12 protein-coding genes are annotated in these 13,802 nt (G+C 42.7%); 5 read left to right on the forward strand and 7 right to left on the reverse strand.

Translation table 11 applies throughout. The features are described 5' to 3' along the window. Positions 1-14: 14 nt before the first annotated feature. Positions 15-671, reverse strand: coding sequence for a hypothetical protein (locus PSYCG_RS11790; RefSeq protein WP_020444379.1), 657 nt, complete (start codon positions 669-671; stop codon positions 15-17). A 235-nt stretch (positions 672-906) separates the two neighbouring features. Between PSYCG_RS11790 and PSYCG_RS11795 the strand changes: the two genes are divergently transcribed. Together PSYCG_RS11795 and PSYCG_RS11800 are read left to right on the forward strand one after the other, a co-directional pair. Then, complete coding sequence (locus PSYCG_RS11795; protein ID WP_020444380.1) at positions 907-1,863, forward strand: alpha/beta fold hydrolase; 957 nt, start codon at positions 907-909, stop codon at positions 1,861-1,863. A 183-nt stretch (positions 1,864-2,046) separates the two neighbouring features. Then, positions 2,047-2,883: an alpha/beta fold hydrolase gene (locus PSYCG_RS11800; protein ID WP_020444381.1), complete on the forward strand. Its 837-nt coding sequence runs from the start codon at positions 2,047-2,049 to the stop codon at positions 2,881-2,883. 78 nt (positions 2,884-2,961) lie between these two features. Here the strand turns inward: PSYCG_RS11800 and PSYCG_RS11805 are convergent, their stop codons facing one another. Genes PSYCG_RS11805 through tyrS form a run of 3 tightly spaced genes read right to left on the reverse strand, consistent with a single transcriptional unit; the run spans position 2,962 to position 5,182 of the window. Next, on the reverse strand, positions 2,962-3,189 hold the full coding sequence (locus PSYCG_RS11805) for a DUF1653 domain-containing protein (RefSeq protein WP_020444382.1): 228 nt from the start codon (positions 3,187-3,189) through the stop codon (positions 2,962-2,964). 13 nt (positions 3,190-3,202) lie between these two features. Then, positions 3,203-3,967 (reverse strand): TIR domain-containing protein, encoded by a 765-nt coding sequence (locus tag PSYCG_RS13270; protein ID WP_020444383.1) that lies wholly within the window; start codon positions 3,965-3,967, stop codon positions 3,203-3,205. Continuing rightward, positions 3,968-5,182, reverse strand: a complete 1,215-nt coding sequence (gene tyrS / locus PSYCG_RS11815; protein WP_020444384.1) for a tyrosine--tRNA ligase — start codon at positions 5,180-5,182, stop codon at positions 3,968-3,970. A gap of 119 nt (positions 5,183-5,301) precedes the next feature. Here tyrS and PSYCG_RS11820 point away from each other — a divergent pair, with 119 nt between their 5' ends. The 3 genes from PSYCG_RS11820 to PSYCG_RS11830 all read left to right on the forward strand — a co-directional run bounded on the left by PSYCG_RS11820 (position 5,302) and on the right by PSYCG_RS11830 (position 9,174). Continuing rightward, positions 5,302-6,675, forward strand: coding sequence for an anhydro-N-acetylmuramic acid kinase (locus PSYCG_RS11820; RefSeq protein ID WP_020444385.1), 1,374 nt, complete (start codon positions 5,302-5,304; stop codon positions 6,673-6,675). A 228-nt stretch (positions 6,676-6,903) separates the two neighbouring features. Further along, positions 6,904-8,175: a beta-ketoacyl-ACP synthase II gene (gene fabF, locus PSYCG_RS11825; RefSeq protein WP_051130977.1), complete on the forward strand. Its 1,272-nt coding sequence runs from the start codon at positions 6,904-6,906 to the stop codon at positions 8,173-8,175. 126 nt (positions 8,176-8,301) lie between these two features. Further along, complete coding sequence (locus tag PSYCG_RS11830; protein ID WP_020444387.1) at positions 8,302-9,174, forward strand: hypothetical protein; 873 nt, start codon at positions 8,302-8,304, stop codon at positions 9,172-9,174. Between the two features lie 79 nt (positions 9,175-9,253). Here the strand turns inward: PSYCG_RS11830 and PSYCG_RS11835 are convergent, their stop codons facing one another. The 3 genes from PSYCG_RS11835 to PSYCG_RS11845 form a co-directional block, all read right to left on the reverse strand. Continuing rightward, positions 9,254-11,071 carry an aminopeptidase P family protein gene (locus tag PSYCG_RS11835; RefSeq protein ID WP_020444388.1) on the reverse strand — a complete coding sequence of 606 codons (1,818 nt, stop codon included), beginning with the start codon at positions 11,069-11,071 and terminating at the stop codon, positions 9,254-9,256. A 361-nt stretch (positions 11,072-11,432) separates the two neighbouring features. After that, the gene (locus tag PSYCG_RS11840; RefSeq protein WP_020444389.1) at positions 11,433-12,995 is read right to left on the reverse strand and encodes a peptide MFS transporter; all 1,563 of its coding nucleotides are present in this window, start codon (positions 12,993-12,995) and stop codon (positions 11,433-11,435) included. Between the two features lie 312 nt (positions 12,996-13,307). Beyond that, positions 13,308-13,733 carry a hypothetical protein gene (locus tag PSYCG_RS11845; protein WP_020444390.1) on the reverse strand — a complete coding sequence of 142 codons (426 nt, stop codon included), beginning with the start codon at positions 13,731-13,733 and terminating at the stop codon, positions 13,308-13,310. Positions 13,734-13,802 lie beyond the last annotated feature (69 nt).

Here is a 13,802-nt window from a genome sequence, read left to right on the forward strand (position 1 = left end):
GACTGTTTGGCCTATTAACGTAATTCATAAGACCGAAGCAATATAGTCGCATCTATGTTGCTTCTTTTTTTGCTACTGACATTCTCTTCATTGACCAAGCGCAACTCTTGAAAATCTAAAATCAGTACTTCATTACGCAAGCGCTCGCTAGTGCGTTTATTGTGTCGTATCGGAAATCCTAAGACTTGTTTACCTTTAATCACTATCTGATTGATAATCGTGATCGAATTATTGATGGTAGCTTTTTCACTTAGCTGCTGAGCATTAATGATGGCGGTAACAGGATTAATAGTTGTAATTAACACCTTTGTCTGACGTACACTTTTTGGTAAATCCCCTGCAAAAAACAATACCTGCTCTAATGGTAAATACTGCGCGTGACGCATCAATTCCTGACGAAACAGCGAAGGCATATCAATATTAAAACTGTCTTCTGTTTGCTGAGAGAACGCCGTAAAATTACGATGTAAATAACGTCCAAACACGCTGCTATTAATCCAGTCTTGATAAATATCATTGGCTAGTAATTGCTTGGTGAAAGCATCGGCGTCTAGTGTGGTATCTGCTGTTAACATCTCCATCAATAATGTCTGTGGACTAGCAAAGTTCTGCTGCTGCCAGATTTGTGGATATAGGCTGCTATCAAGCAATGGCAAATTTGACTTGTTCATACCTTAATATCCTTATATTTTACTTGCTGACGTTTGATTCGATTGATCACAGTCTATGACAAGTCGCTACTTTTACCGCTTAACTGCTTTTAACCCTAAACAGCTTTTATGTTATGGTCAGTTACCTATTTTAATATAGCAGTCTTTTAGAAATGAGATAAAGACTTTTGCTACGATACATTTCGGCTAAATCGACTTGGTAAAACCGCTTAATGAAAACAAGGTGCATTGCCTTATGAAGAGAAACTTAATCAAACTGCCTGCTAACTATCAGTTGAAAACAATTGATATTGCTTTGACTGACGGTACGTTGCTACCAGTGTCAGTGATAGGAAATGGTAAACCCATGCTGCTCTTGCATGCCTATGGTATGGATGCGCGTGAGTTTTTGCCGTTTATTTTACCCTTAGTTGGCAACTACGCATTTTATCTACCGCATTTGCGAGGGTTTGGGGCGGCAAAAGATATCAAGCTGAACCAGTTTGATTTTGTGCGCCAGTATGCCGATGATATCAGTGTCGTCATCGAGCAAATTTGCTTAGCACGCAATATAGAATCCTTGCCAGTTGCCGCTATTTCGATGGGCGCGCAAGTGATGTGGGCATACTTTGAACGTTATGGTGGCGAAAGAGTCAGCCGCTATTTGAATATTGACCAAAGTCCTGCTAGCCATAATCAACCTGATTGGCAAGGTGGCTTGTTTGGCACGCGCCAGCAAGAAGTATTCGATATCTTTCATGAGGTGATTGATAAGACTTTGCCTTATGCTAACATCAAAAGCTTTACCCATCTGCCTTTTGCCCTGAAACGCCGTGCAACGGATGTCGAACGGCTATTTTCTCTGTTATCCGTCAATCGCACGCGCTCAAAAGCTTTTATACAGGTGATGACCTATAAAAATGACCCTAAACTTGCGCTTTATGACCACAGTATTTGGCATCATAAAATGCGCTGCTTACAAGCCTATTTGACCTTACCCTATGACTTTCGCGGCGCGATAGAAAAGGTAACTATTCCAGTGGTTAACCTCATCGGTGGTCGCTCCAAACTCTACGATGCTAAGTGGCAGCAAAAAGTCACCCAGATGCTACCCAATGCAACTGAGGTCGTATTGCCGCGCTCAGGTCATGCAGTACCGATGGATGAACCTGTTGGGTTTTATAAAGTGTTAAAGAGTTTTTTGGAAACTTAAGCATAACATTACGATGTCACTTAAAAACTCTATAATTGACACTATAACTTTACAACACGTCATAGTAATTGCTCAAACCTACTTTTATACTAAAAAGCTGACGTTCGCCTTCATTAACCAAAAACCAAATCAAAAAAGTGCGTCATTATAAAAACTTTATAATAATATAAAAAGGATCTGAACATGCCATATGTAAAAGTTGCAACACAAAACGAGCAACCTGTCGAACTGTATTACGAAATCCAAGGTACCGGCAAACCTGTCGTGTTAATTCATGGTTGGCCATTAAGCGGACGGGCATGGGAGTCACAACTTCCTGCGCTGGTTGAGGCTGGTTATCAAGTGATTACGTATGATAGACGTGGTTTTGGGAAATCCTCCCAGCCATGGAATGGTTATGATTACGATACTTTGGCACAAGATTTAAAAGCCTTGATGGATGAGCTAGATTTAACAAATGCTACTATCGTCGGCTTCTCTATGGGCGGCGGCGAAGTGGCACGTTATCTTGGGGAATATGGTTCTGAGCGTGTCAGTAAAGCAGTATTAGCCTCTGCTGTGCCGCCTTATTTATATAAAACAGATGACAATCCTGAAGGTGGTCTAGAAAAGCAAGATATTAAGGAATTCTTAGATGGTGTCAGCGGTGACCGTATTGCCTTCCTAAATGATTTTACTAAGAAGTTCTTTACCCCAAAAGACGGCACGTTATTAGTTAGTAAACCATTACGCTTATATAACCGTGATATTGCTGCATTTGCCTCCGCCAAAGCTAGCTACGATTGTGTCAAAGCTTTTAGCTATACCGATTTCCGTGATGACTTAAAAGCATTTGATGTACCAACTTTGGTCATTCATGGCGATGCAGATCAAATCGTACCGTTAGAGGTCAGTGGTCAGCGTTCGCACGAAATGATTGCAGATAGTCAACTTCATATCGTTGAAGGCGGCCCGCACGGTATCAATGTGACGCATGCTAAAGAGTTTAATGAAGCTTTAATTGCTTTTTTAGACAGCTAATGAATTTTGTATATAAACAAGAAAGCGACCTTGAATGGTCGCTTTTTTTGATTATAAGTTATCAGAAAATTTTTAGGTTTAATCAGCCAAGGCTTTAATCAACTCAAATCGAGGTAACTGCTTACCATCTACCGTGACAGTTTCAGAAAACATCATTAACGGTCTTACCCAAACGCCATACTCACCGTAGAGACAGCGATAAACGACTAACGCTTCTTCCGTTTCGGAGTGCTGCGCGGTATGCAATACTTGGTAAAGGCTGCCTTTGTAATGGCGGTAGATACCTTGGGGAATGGCTTGATTCATAAATATAGTATTCCTAGAGAAATTTATTCATATCAACGTTGTAACCGGAAGCCATCATTTCTTTAACGAGACTTACCTTCCAACCATCTGACTCATCTAAAGAAATATAAACTACACCTGATATATCATTTGGTTTTTCAACATTGCCTTTGACAAGTGCAACAACATTGTCTCTGCCAATTTTACCTATCAAAAATCCATGTTCAAAAACAACGTTCTGTCTAGCTCTTGGATTAAGAGTTTGTGGATCAGCTTTGACACCACCAATGTCGCATTCGGTATAAAGAACTATTCCAAAACCAACATCTGAATATCTTATAATTTTCTCTATGATTGTATCTCCAGAACTGCTCTGCTCCTGAAGAATAATAGCTTCAAAACCTAGTTTCCCTACAAACCTTGCTACTTTATCTATAGCGCCATCATCGTGTCCATGAACGATAAAGACTTTTGAATAATCTAAATTTTTACTTCCTTGTAAGTTAGAACTTCCACTATTAGAAAATAATGAGAGCTCTTCGATCATGGTGTCTATTAAGTTAATAGCACTCCTTCTCCCTGATTTCCAACAAGCGATATCTTCATCTCTGTTGGCATAAAGCGAAATTGACAAATAATTGATACGCATCAACTCTTCTAAATAGTTAGAATTACTGCCATGAATATTTTTGATAAGCATATTTAATTGTCGAGTTAACCTATCTAGTTTATCCTCATCATCATATGTTAACTCTTCAAAACCAATTTTTACTTTCTTGAATAATTCAATATTATCCATCTACTCACTCACCGTCACTTTCGCGTAAGCCTTTTTGCCTGCTTGGATAACGACTGTCTGACCAGACGTTAAGCTAAAGCCCGCATCGACGACTTCGCCATCTACTTTTACCGCGCCGCGTTTAATCATATCTTTAGCAGATGAGCTGTTTTTGGCAAGCTCTGCTTGGTTTAATATCTGCGTGATAAATAATGCGTCCTGCCCTTCTAACTCTAACGTCACTTCTGGTAAATCGACTGGCAATTCGCCATCAGCTAAGACATTGCCCGCTGATTTATGCGCATTGGCAGCGGCATCAGCATCGTGGAAGCGCTCGATTAATTCTTCAGCAAGGATACGTTTGATTTCTTGTGGATTGCGACCGTTTTCCATCTCTGCCATCAACACTTCGACTTCTTCCATCGGCTTAAAGCTTAAAAACTCAAAGTAGCGACGGATTAAGGTATCTGGCATCGACAGCAGTTTTTGATACATGGTACCCGGAGCATCATAAATGCCGACATAGTTACCAAGTGACTTCGACATTTTATTAACGCCGTCTAGCCCTTCTAAGATTGGCACCGTGATACAAACTTGTGGCTCTTGTCCGTAACGACCTTGCAAGGTGCGTCCCATTAGGATGTTAAAGGTTTGGTCAGTACCGCCAAGCTCGACATCGGCTTTTAGTGCGATAGAATCATAACCTTGCACCAATGGGTATAAAAACTCATGGATGGCAATTGGCGTTTGCGCCGCGTAGCGTTTAGAGAAATCATCGCGCTCAAGCATACGTGAGACAGTCAACTGGCTAGAAAGCTGAATCATATCGCCTGCTGACATATCCTTGAACCATTCAGAGTTAAAGACAATGCGGGTTTTTTCTTTATCTAGAATTTTAAATACTTGCTCAGCATAAGTCTGCGCGTTGACTTTGATTTGCTCATCGGTCAATGGCGGACGCGTGCTATTTTTGCCAGAAGGATCACCTATCTTGGCGGTATAATCACCGATTAAAAAGTAAATCTCATGACCCAAATCTTGAAAATGCTTCAGCTTATTAATCAATACGGTATGACCCAAATGTAGGTCAGGCGCGGTGGGATCAAAGCCTGCTTTGATACGTAGCGGGCGATTCAGTTTCAACTTCTTAACCAAATCCTCTTCAGATAGGATTTCCTGTGTACCGCGTTGGATTATTGCTAGTTGTTCTTCTAGGGTATAAGTTTGGGTGGTCATGATGCTCTCTTTATTGTCTTTATTTAAAGGGTAAAGCGTTTGGGCTATTTAGAATCTCGTAGCCATCAAAAAATGTTAGAATTTGACAGATATACTAGCGTTTTTTAAGGTAAATTGCCATGACCAACCCTGCATCGATTGCTGATAGTCAGCATAATAATTTTTCAGATCTGAGTTTAGATAATGATTTTGATAGCCGCCTAGATAGTATGGACGATTTAAACTATGCCACCTTGACCGATGCGCTCGAACAAACGGTGTTTGAAAACTTCGATGATGGCTTATATATAGGTATGATGTCGGGCACTAGCTTAGATGGTATGGACGCGGTTCTTTGTCAATTCAGTGAGAAAGATAATACCCAACAACCGATGCACGTGTTAGCGACTCATAGCCAAGATTTCCCACCGCGTCTGCGTGAAGTGCTACTAGCATTGTGTCAGCCTAATGGGATTCAAGCATTAACGCCATCCGATGATGAACCAAATAGCGAACTAGACTGGTTTGGCTGGGCAAGTAAAGAATATGCAGAATTTTCAAGCGACGTGGTTAATACATTATTGCAGCAATCAAATACTGATAGTGAATCTGTACTAGCGATTGGCTGTCATGGTCAAACGGTACGCCATCGTCCGCAACTGGGCTTTAGCTTGCAATTGGTCGATGCCAATATCATTGCTGAACGTACGGGCATTAGCGTCGTCAGTGATTTCCGTCGCCGTGATATGGCAGTTGGTGGTCAAGGTGCGCCTTTGGTTCCAGCTTTTCATCAAGCATTGTTTGCGGTGCCTGATAGCACGCGTGTGTTATTAAACTTGGGCGGTATCGCTAATATCGCTGTCTTGCCAGCGATTTCTAATGACCTTGTAGATTCTAATGAACACTCAGAAAATCAGCCATCTGATAGCGTGGTTGGTTATGATACCGGTCCTGCCAATCTATTATTGGATGCGTGGACAACATTGCACACGGACAAGGATTATGATGCGGGCGGTACATGGGCACAGTCAGGTCAAGTCGTTGAGCCTTTACTGAATCAGCTATTAGAGCATCCATTTTTTAAGAAAAACTACCCAAAAAGTACGGGGCGTGAAGATTTTAACTTAGCATGGCTTCAAGATGAGTTACAAAAATTCGACCAGGCTTCTGCTGATGTTCGCTACTCATCTGCCGATGTACAAGCAACGCTTACTGAGCTGACCGCCATCAGTGCCAGTGCGCAAATCAATTTATTTATCAATGCTAGTAGCAATAATGCTGTTTATGTCTGCGGCGGCGGGGCGTTAAATAATTACTTAATGACTCGCTTACAAGTACATCTGCCACGATGCAAAGTAGAAACGACAGCCAGCTTAGGACTTGAGCCAACTTGGGTAGAAGCCGTTGCCTTTGCTTGGTTAGCAAGACAAACACTTATGGGTGAAACCGGTAACTTGCCTGCCGTGACAGGCGCAAGTAAAGGCGTGGTATTGGGACAAGTATGTTTTGCCTGAGCGGTCAAATTTTAGTTTACATGCGTACACCTATGTGTTTTATAATGGCTTTAGAAATACACTCCTTTTAGGATCTGTCAGTATAGGATATAGCGAATGAGCCAGCACAGCAGTTTACCGAACGACTCACTTATCGACCAAGCTACGAATAGTACTGTTAATAACCCTATTGCCACCGCTCAGACAAAACAACGTCATAAGCCGCCACATTTTGAACGTACTGATGCGATGCGCGTTGTCGTGACAGGTATGGGCGCGGTCACGCCATTGGGATTAGATGTCGAAAGCTCATGGGCGAAACTACTCAAAGGTGAAAGCGGCATCACCGCTATTAGTCATTTTGATGCATCGGGTTATCGTGCGCAAATCGCAGGCGTGGTCAAAGACTTCGATCCAAAGCAATATATGAATGCTAAAGACGCACGCCGTTATGATGATTTTATGCATTATGCGGTTGCTGCTTCCTCGATGGCGCTACAGCAAGCAGGTTTTATCAATGAAGTAAGCGCTGCTGACGCTCCGGTACAAGGTGTTGATCAAGAGCGCTTTGGTGTCATTATAGGCTCAGGTATCGGCGGTATTCAAAACATCGAAAATAGCCGTGATACTTTACGTGAAAAAGGTGCCAGTAAAGTCTCTCCCTTTATCATTCCAGGCTCTATCGTCAATATGGCCGCAGGGCTGGTAGCGATCAAACATACTTTAAAAGGTCCAAACCTTGCAACGTCCACTGCTTGCACTACAGCAACTCATGCAATTGGTCTGGCAGCACGCTTGATTGCTTATGGCGACGCCGATGTGATACTAGCAGGCGGTAGTGAAAAAGGCTCAAGCCCACTTGGTATCTCAGGTTTTGGTGCCATGCACGCCCTTTCAACTCGCAATGACGAGCCAACTCGCGCTTCACGCCCATTTGATAAAGACCGCGATGGTTTTGTACTTGGTGATGGCGCTGGTGTCATGGTACTAGAAAGTCTTGCTCACGCAAAAGCGCGCGGTGCGACGATACTGGCTGAATTGGTTGGTTTTGGTATGAGTGATGATGCCAGTCATATTACTGCGCCGCCAGAAGACGGTAGTGGCGCAGCACGTGCTATGCGTAATGCTTTAAACGATGCCGGTATTGAGCCGTCAGTCGTAGGCTATGTCAACGCTCATGGCACTAGCACGCCTGCTGGTGATGTCGCCGAATCTATCGCCATTGAAACGGTATTTGCCCCTGTAAAAGATAGCATCTTGGTCAGTTCCACCAAATCAATGACCGGTCATCTACTTGGCGCTGCGGGCGGCGTTGAAGCCATCTTTACTGTTCTTGCTCTACAACATCAGCAAGTACCGCCAACGATTAATTTGGACAATGTTGAGGATAACTGCAATCTGGATTATGTCGCCAATCAATCACGCCAAGTTGAGAACTTGCAGTATGCCGTATCCAATAGTTTCGGTTTTGGCGGCACCAATGGTTCACTGATATTTGCTCGCTGGCCACTCAATGATTAAAGCATTAAGCTTATGAGTGAGGCCTTGTAACCTTGGTGGCAGATTTACTACGATTGTCTACTTGCAGCCCCTTATCATCCTTGCGTATGATAAGGGGTAATTTTTGCAACATTTATGGACGATACCATGTCAAGCTATTCATTTTCTCATCAGTTTTATCAGCGCTGGACGTGTGCACCAGAGCCTATCCGTGCCTCAATCATCCAAGAACTCACCGATATCACAACTTTATTGAAAGCTGAAACGCCATTTGAAACTTTTGTTTTTAGCACCCATGACCTAGATGCACACCTTGATGATCTCTATGAGAATCACGAAGCTGAGCAAGCTATCGCCAAGGCAATCGCTGATAAACAAGCGGCAGAACAGGCAAGTGCTGAACAACAGCGTTTAGAAGAAGAACAAAAAATCAAAGCAGCAGAAGAGACCAAACGTCAAGAAGAAGCTCACTTAACAAAGGAAAGTAGGTTAAAAGAACAAGCTTTAGAAGAAAAAAATAAGCCTAAAGAAGCTGAAAATACTCAAAAAGAAGCAGAAAAAGAGACACTGTTTGCTGATGATAAAAATCGTTTAGAAACAGCTATAAAACTAGAGACAGCTGATGCAGATGAAACAGAAATCGACGATAAAGTTGATACTATCATCAATGATGAGTCTGATAATGAGGAACATATTGCTAATAGTAAAACGATTAGCGAACATACTAACGCCATTGATGATGACAGCATCAAAAATGACAGCACTATTAAAAATGATAGCAGTATTAACGCCATCAACAATAAAGCCAGTTTAGCGATCAGCTTAGCTGTTAAAGATGCCAAACTCAGCGTCACTCATAAAGACTTAATTCATGAGCTTGAAATGCAGATTGACGATTATTTGAGCGATCAGATGATGCTGATGTCTGAAAACCTAAAATCTTGGCTACGTGCTGAGATGACTCAACATTTAAGCGAGCAAGACAAAACTCTGTCTAACGGTAATCTTCCAAAAAACTAAACGCATTCTCTGAACAAAAAAAAGCCCCATAAATATTACGGGGCTTTTTTATGCTTGCTTAAAAAAGCCCCGTAAATATTTATGGGGCTTGCGTACGCTCCGTTAGCCAGTCAAGTGCTGCGCCATCGACGCGATTTTTTAGCTCTGCATATACTTGGCGATGATAGTCATTCAGCCAATCGACCTCTACTTGACTTAATAATGATGGCTCAATCAAACGCGTATCAATTGGGCAGTAAGTAACAGTCTCAAAATTAAGGAAATTACCAAATTCCGTCTCTACTGGCTGAGCAATACGTTTATTAACCATCAAGTTTTCGATACGAATACCCCATTTGCCTTCGCGGTATAGACCCGGCTCATTACTAGATATCATACCTTCCTTCATCGCACGCTCTTTCGGCGTACTGGCGCTATAAGCAATAACTTGTGGACCTTCATGGACATTGAGGAAGTAACCAACGCCATGACCCGTACCGTGACCATAATCCATTTGAGCTTGCCATAGTGGCGCACGGCAAATCGCATCAATCAGTGGTGAGGCAATGCCATCAGGAAAATGTGCTTTTGCTAAAGCAATATGTGCTTTAAGTACGGTGGTAAAGTCGCGTTTGTGTTCCGTGCTTACTTGACCGATGCCAACCACGCGCGTGATATCTGTGGTGCCGTTTTGATATTGAGCACCTGAATCAATCAGTAGCAGTCCGCCTTCGCCTTCATTTACCTCTAAATAGCTGAATTTTTCTGGTGTTGCGCGGTAATGCGGCAAAGCACCGTTTTCATTGAAACCTGCGATAGTCGGGAAACTTGGCGACACATAATGTGGCTGCTGACTACGTACCTCAATCAGCATACTATCAACATCCAGCTCGCTTAAACGCTCACCGTCTGCTAAACGCTGCTCAAAGGTGGCAAAAAACTCACATAATGCTGCGCCATCTTGACGCATCGCTTCCCGTACATGATCGATGTCAGCGTCAGATTTAACCGATTTTAGCAAAGTACTTGGCGCCATTTGCTCAATAAAACCTACGCCATCGGCCATTTTAGATAGCGTACCCACTGCCACTTTACTCGGGTCTAATAGCAATAAGTCATCGGCTGTGAGCGTACCTAATGCGTCTTGCACTGCCTCATAATCAGCAATTGCGATGCCGCTATCTTTCAAGCTTTGTGCTATCTCGCTACTGACTTTATTATTATCAATAAACAATGTCGCGTCGTTTTCGCTAATGAGCATATGTGCCAAAAACACAGGATTATAATCAACATCAGCGCCGCGTAAGTTGGTCAGCCAAGCAATATCATCCAAGCTCGAAAGCAAATGATGCGTCGCCCCTGCCTCTGCCATACCCGCACGGACTGCGGCAAGTTTGTCGATAGCAGACTGCGCTAAAAACTGTGCATCATGTACATATAAACTGGCTGCTGGCAATGCTGGACGGTCAGTCCATACTTCCGTCAATAGATCACGCTCAGTAATTAAGGTAATATCATTGGCTTCAAAGGCATCAAGCAAGCGATCTTGCTCAGCGATAGACAGTACATTGCCATCGACTGCCACGCTATCACCTTCCGCCAGGTGCGCAGCGAGCCAATCGATATGGTTTGGCTGGCCCGGTGCTAGCTTCTCTAAAGTAATACCCGTGCCATCCAACTGCTCAGCTGCATGTACCCAGTAGCGGCTGTCGGTCCACAGACCAGCAAAGTCAGCGGTAACGACCAATGTACCGACCGAACCGGTAAATCCTGACAACCAAAGCCTCGCCTGCCAATATTCTGGTAAATACTCAGACAGATGCGGATCAGCAGAAGGGACAATAATCGCTGTCAGGTCTTGTGCTGCTAGGGTTTGACGTAAGCTCTCGATACGATCATGAATGGCTTGTTTATTCATTAGGTAATTCCTTATGAGTGTTTAAAAATTAGTATTTAAAACAGTTTTTAAAAAATAACGTGAGGCGACTATGGATAGCCGTCTTATTTGAGAAATTGCTTTGGTTCTTCATGTGAATTAAAAAATAACAAAGATTAGGCAAATGATATTAGGCAAAGTCATTTTGCATAGTAATCAGACAAGGTTGATGAAGCGTAAGAGTAAGAACAATACTCTTAGATGTTTGGGCGGACAGTCAGCTTTCAATGGTCTTAGGCAAATATCTTGCTAAATTAAAAAATAAGACGTGCTACCCATAATGGTAACACGTCTTATCATCAGTCACTGACTTGGACCACTCATCTAATCAATAACTGGTTATCTAGCTGGCTTGATCCGCATGCTCGCTTTTTTTGAGCATATTATTGATAGGTTTTGCCAATAATAGCAAGATAACTGCCGTTACTACCAAAAAGACAGTCATAGTGGTAAACAATCCGGGTAATCCTTCAATCTTATCTGCTGATACATGACCACCAAAGAATGCCGCAACTAAGTTGCCAAGTGCAACAGAAGCAAAGAACAGTCCCATCATCTGCCCTTGCATACCTTTTGGCGCAAGCTTCGTCATAGCAGACAACCCAACAGGGCTCAGTGCCAACTCACCAAGCGTCAGTAGTAATAGACTACCAACCAACCATAAAGGTGATGCCAAGCCGCCATCAGCGGTTAAGATGCTTTTTGATGCAAATATCATCAAGGCAAAACCAGCAGCCGCAAGTAACATACCAAGCGCAAACTTCGTCATACTACTTGGCTCAAGACCTCGATTGCCAAGCTTGACCCATAAAATACTAGCTATAGGCGCTAATATTAAGATAAACAACGGATTCAATGATTGAAACCAGATACTGGGTACTTCAAACCCTAAAACATTTAGATCTGTATAGCGATCGGCAAACAAGTTAAAAGACGTTGGTTGCTGCTCAAAACTTGACCAAAATAGCGTCGAGCCAATAATCAAAATAAAGCAAATCATCAAACGCAGCTTATCTGTTTTATCCAGTCTTGGTGAAATAGCCATTACTGCAAAATATAAGATGACCACTGCAGCAATGACATAAGTCATATATTCTGCGACCATTTCAGGGTTAAATGGCATGATACCAGTGGATACTAAAATCACAATGGCAACTAGCAAAGCTAAGAATCCTGCAACCCACTGACCGACGTTTTTAAACAGTCCTGTCGTTTGTTCCCATTCAGGGGTGATGTTTTTGGCACTGGCATAACGATTTAACGTCTTTTTAGCAGAAAAGCGGTAAATGATTAGCGAAGCCAACATACCAAGTCCACCAACGCCAAAACCTATATGCCACATCCCTTTTTCTTTAAATACACCCACAATCAGTGCTGCCAATAGCGCGCCAATATTGATACCCATATAAAATAAAGTAAATCCACCATCGCGGCGCGAATCGCCCTTAGGATATAAGGCACCAACCATCACTGAGATACAAGTTTTAAATAAGCCAGAACCCAAGACGATACAGATGAGCCCCATAAAGAACAGCGTCATACCGAACATAGCAGAAAGCGCGATACACAAATGACCCAAAGCAATAATAATACTGCCCCACCATAGCGCACGCTCTTGACCGAGCCAATTGTCAGCTAGCCAGCCGCCCGGTACAGCTGCTAAATACAACGAACCGGCAAAAATACCATAAATGGCAGAGGCAGTCACTTCATCAAAGCCAAAACCCCCACTATCGACAGTCGCTACCATAAACAATACCAGTAGCGGACGGATACTATAATAAGAAAAACGCTCCCACATTTCAGTGAAAAATAACGGGCGTAGCGGCTTAGGATGTCCCATAAAGCCATTTTCTAGCGATGCCAATTCGGCAGCACTTACCTCTGATTTTGATTCTATATTCATAAATCTATTCCCTTAAATTCCACTTAGATAATGCCCCAATTCCTAATTCTTTTAGTCAGTGGTTTTATAGGCGCAATATTGTTTCACCTGCTCGGAAGCAAGTAAAGAGAGAATTGGTCAATAATTACACAAACAACCATAAAAAAACCCCGCTCTCCATGATTGAGAACGGGGTTTTTATGGTTGTGCTGAGTCGTAATCATAGTGGCAATGGCAATGCCACTAAGTAGAGACTGAACGCTACATTGAGAGACTTAATTATAGACAGCTTGCTCATCGCTATATTTATACTAACACTCTAAAACAGCAAAATTACTGTGCAGCAGGCGCTTTTTCAGTAGTTTCCGCTGCTACTCCATCAGCAGGTTCTGCTGTTAAATCAGCATCGGCAACTGCCGCTTGACTTACTGTACCTTCAGCAGTAGCTGTACCTGCTTCTGCGCTAACAACGGCACTATCAGCGTCAGTTGCTGGAGTCACTGTCGCATCCGCGGGAGTAGCAGTCGCCGCTGCGGTATTATCTGCTGCTGGTGCAGTAGCAGTTGCTGCCTCTTCGGTTGCGGTTGCAGGTGCTTCTGCTTCAACTGCTGGCATAGTTTCAGCAGTGATATGCTCTCCCGCTGGGCGCAAAAAACCAGAAATACCGATCAATAAGACGATACCTAAAAATAAGGCGACACCGCCTAAAGTCAACAATAGCTCTTTTTTAGGGTTGTTTTCGACAATATGTTCTGACATACCTTATCCACCTTGCACAAAATATTTAAAATATTGGGCTATTATATCGCAATTTATGTCGATTTGTTA

Source organism: Psychrobacter sp. G, assembly GCF_000418305.1.
GTDB classification, from domain to species: Bacteria; Pseudomonadota; Gammaproteobacteria; order Pseudomonadales; family Moraxellaceae; genus Psychrobacter; species Psychrobacter cryohalolentis.

Bases quoted from the DNA above. Each gene is read 5' to 3' on its own strand.
- PSYCG_RS11790 (WP_020444379.1), bottom strand. From the start codon at position 671: ATGAACAAGTCAAATTTGCCATTGCTTGATAGCAGCCTATATCCACAA.
- PSYCG_RS11795 (WP_020444380.1), top strand. From the start codon at position 907: ATGAAGAGAAACTTAATCAAACTGCCTGCTAACTATCAGTTGAAAACA.
- PSYCG_RS11800 (WP_020444381.1), top strand. From the start codon at position 2,047: ATGCCATATGTAAAAGTTGCAACACAAAACGAGCAACCTGTCGAACTG.
- PSYCG_RS11805 (WP_020444382.1), bottom strand. From the start codon at position 3,189: ATGAATCAAGCCATTCCCCAAGGTATCTACCGCCATTACAAAGGCAGC.
- PSYCG_RS13270 (WP_020444383.1), bottom strand. From the start codon at position 3,967: ATGGATAATATTGAATTATTCAAGAAAGTAAAAATTGGTTTTGAAGAG.
- tyrS (WP_020444384.1), bottom strand. From the start codon at position 5,182: ATGACCACCCAAACTTATACCCTAGAAGAACAACTAGCAATAATCCAA.
- PSYCG_RS11820 (WP_020444385.1), top strand. From the start codon at position 5,302: ATGACCAACCCTGCATCGATTGCTGATAGTCAGCATAATAATTTTTCA.
- fabF (WP_051130977.1), top strand. From the start codon at position 6,904: ATGCGCGTTGTCGTGACAGGTATGGGCGCGGTCACGCCATTGGGATTA.
- PSYCG_RS11830 (WP_020444387.1), top strand. From the start codon at position 8,302: ATGTCAAGCTATTCATTTTCTCATCAGTTTTATCAGCGCTGGACGTGT.
- PSYCG_RS11835 (WP_020444388.1), bottom strand. From the start codon at position 11,071: ATGAATAAACAAGCCATTCATGATCGTATCGAGAGCTTACGTCAAACC.
- PSYCG_RS11840 (WP_020444389.1), bottom strand. From the start codon at position 12,995: ATGAATATAGAATCAAAATCAGAGGTAAGTGCTGCCGAATTGGCATCG.
- PSYCG_RS11845 (WP_020444390.1), bottom strand. From the start codon at position 13,733: ATGTCAGAACATATTGTCGAAAACAACCCTAAAAAAGAGCTATTGTTG.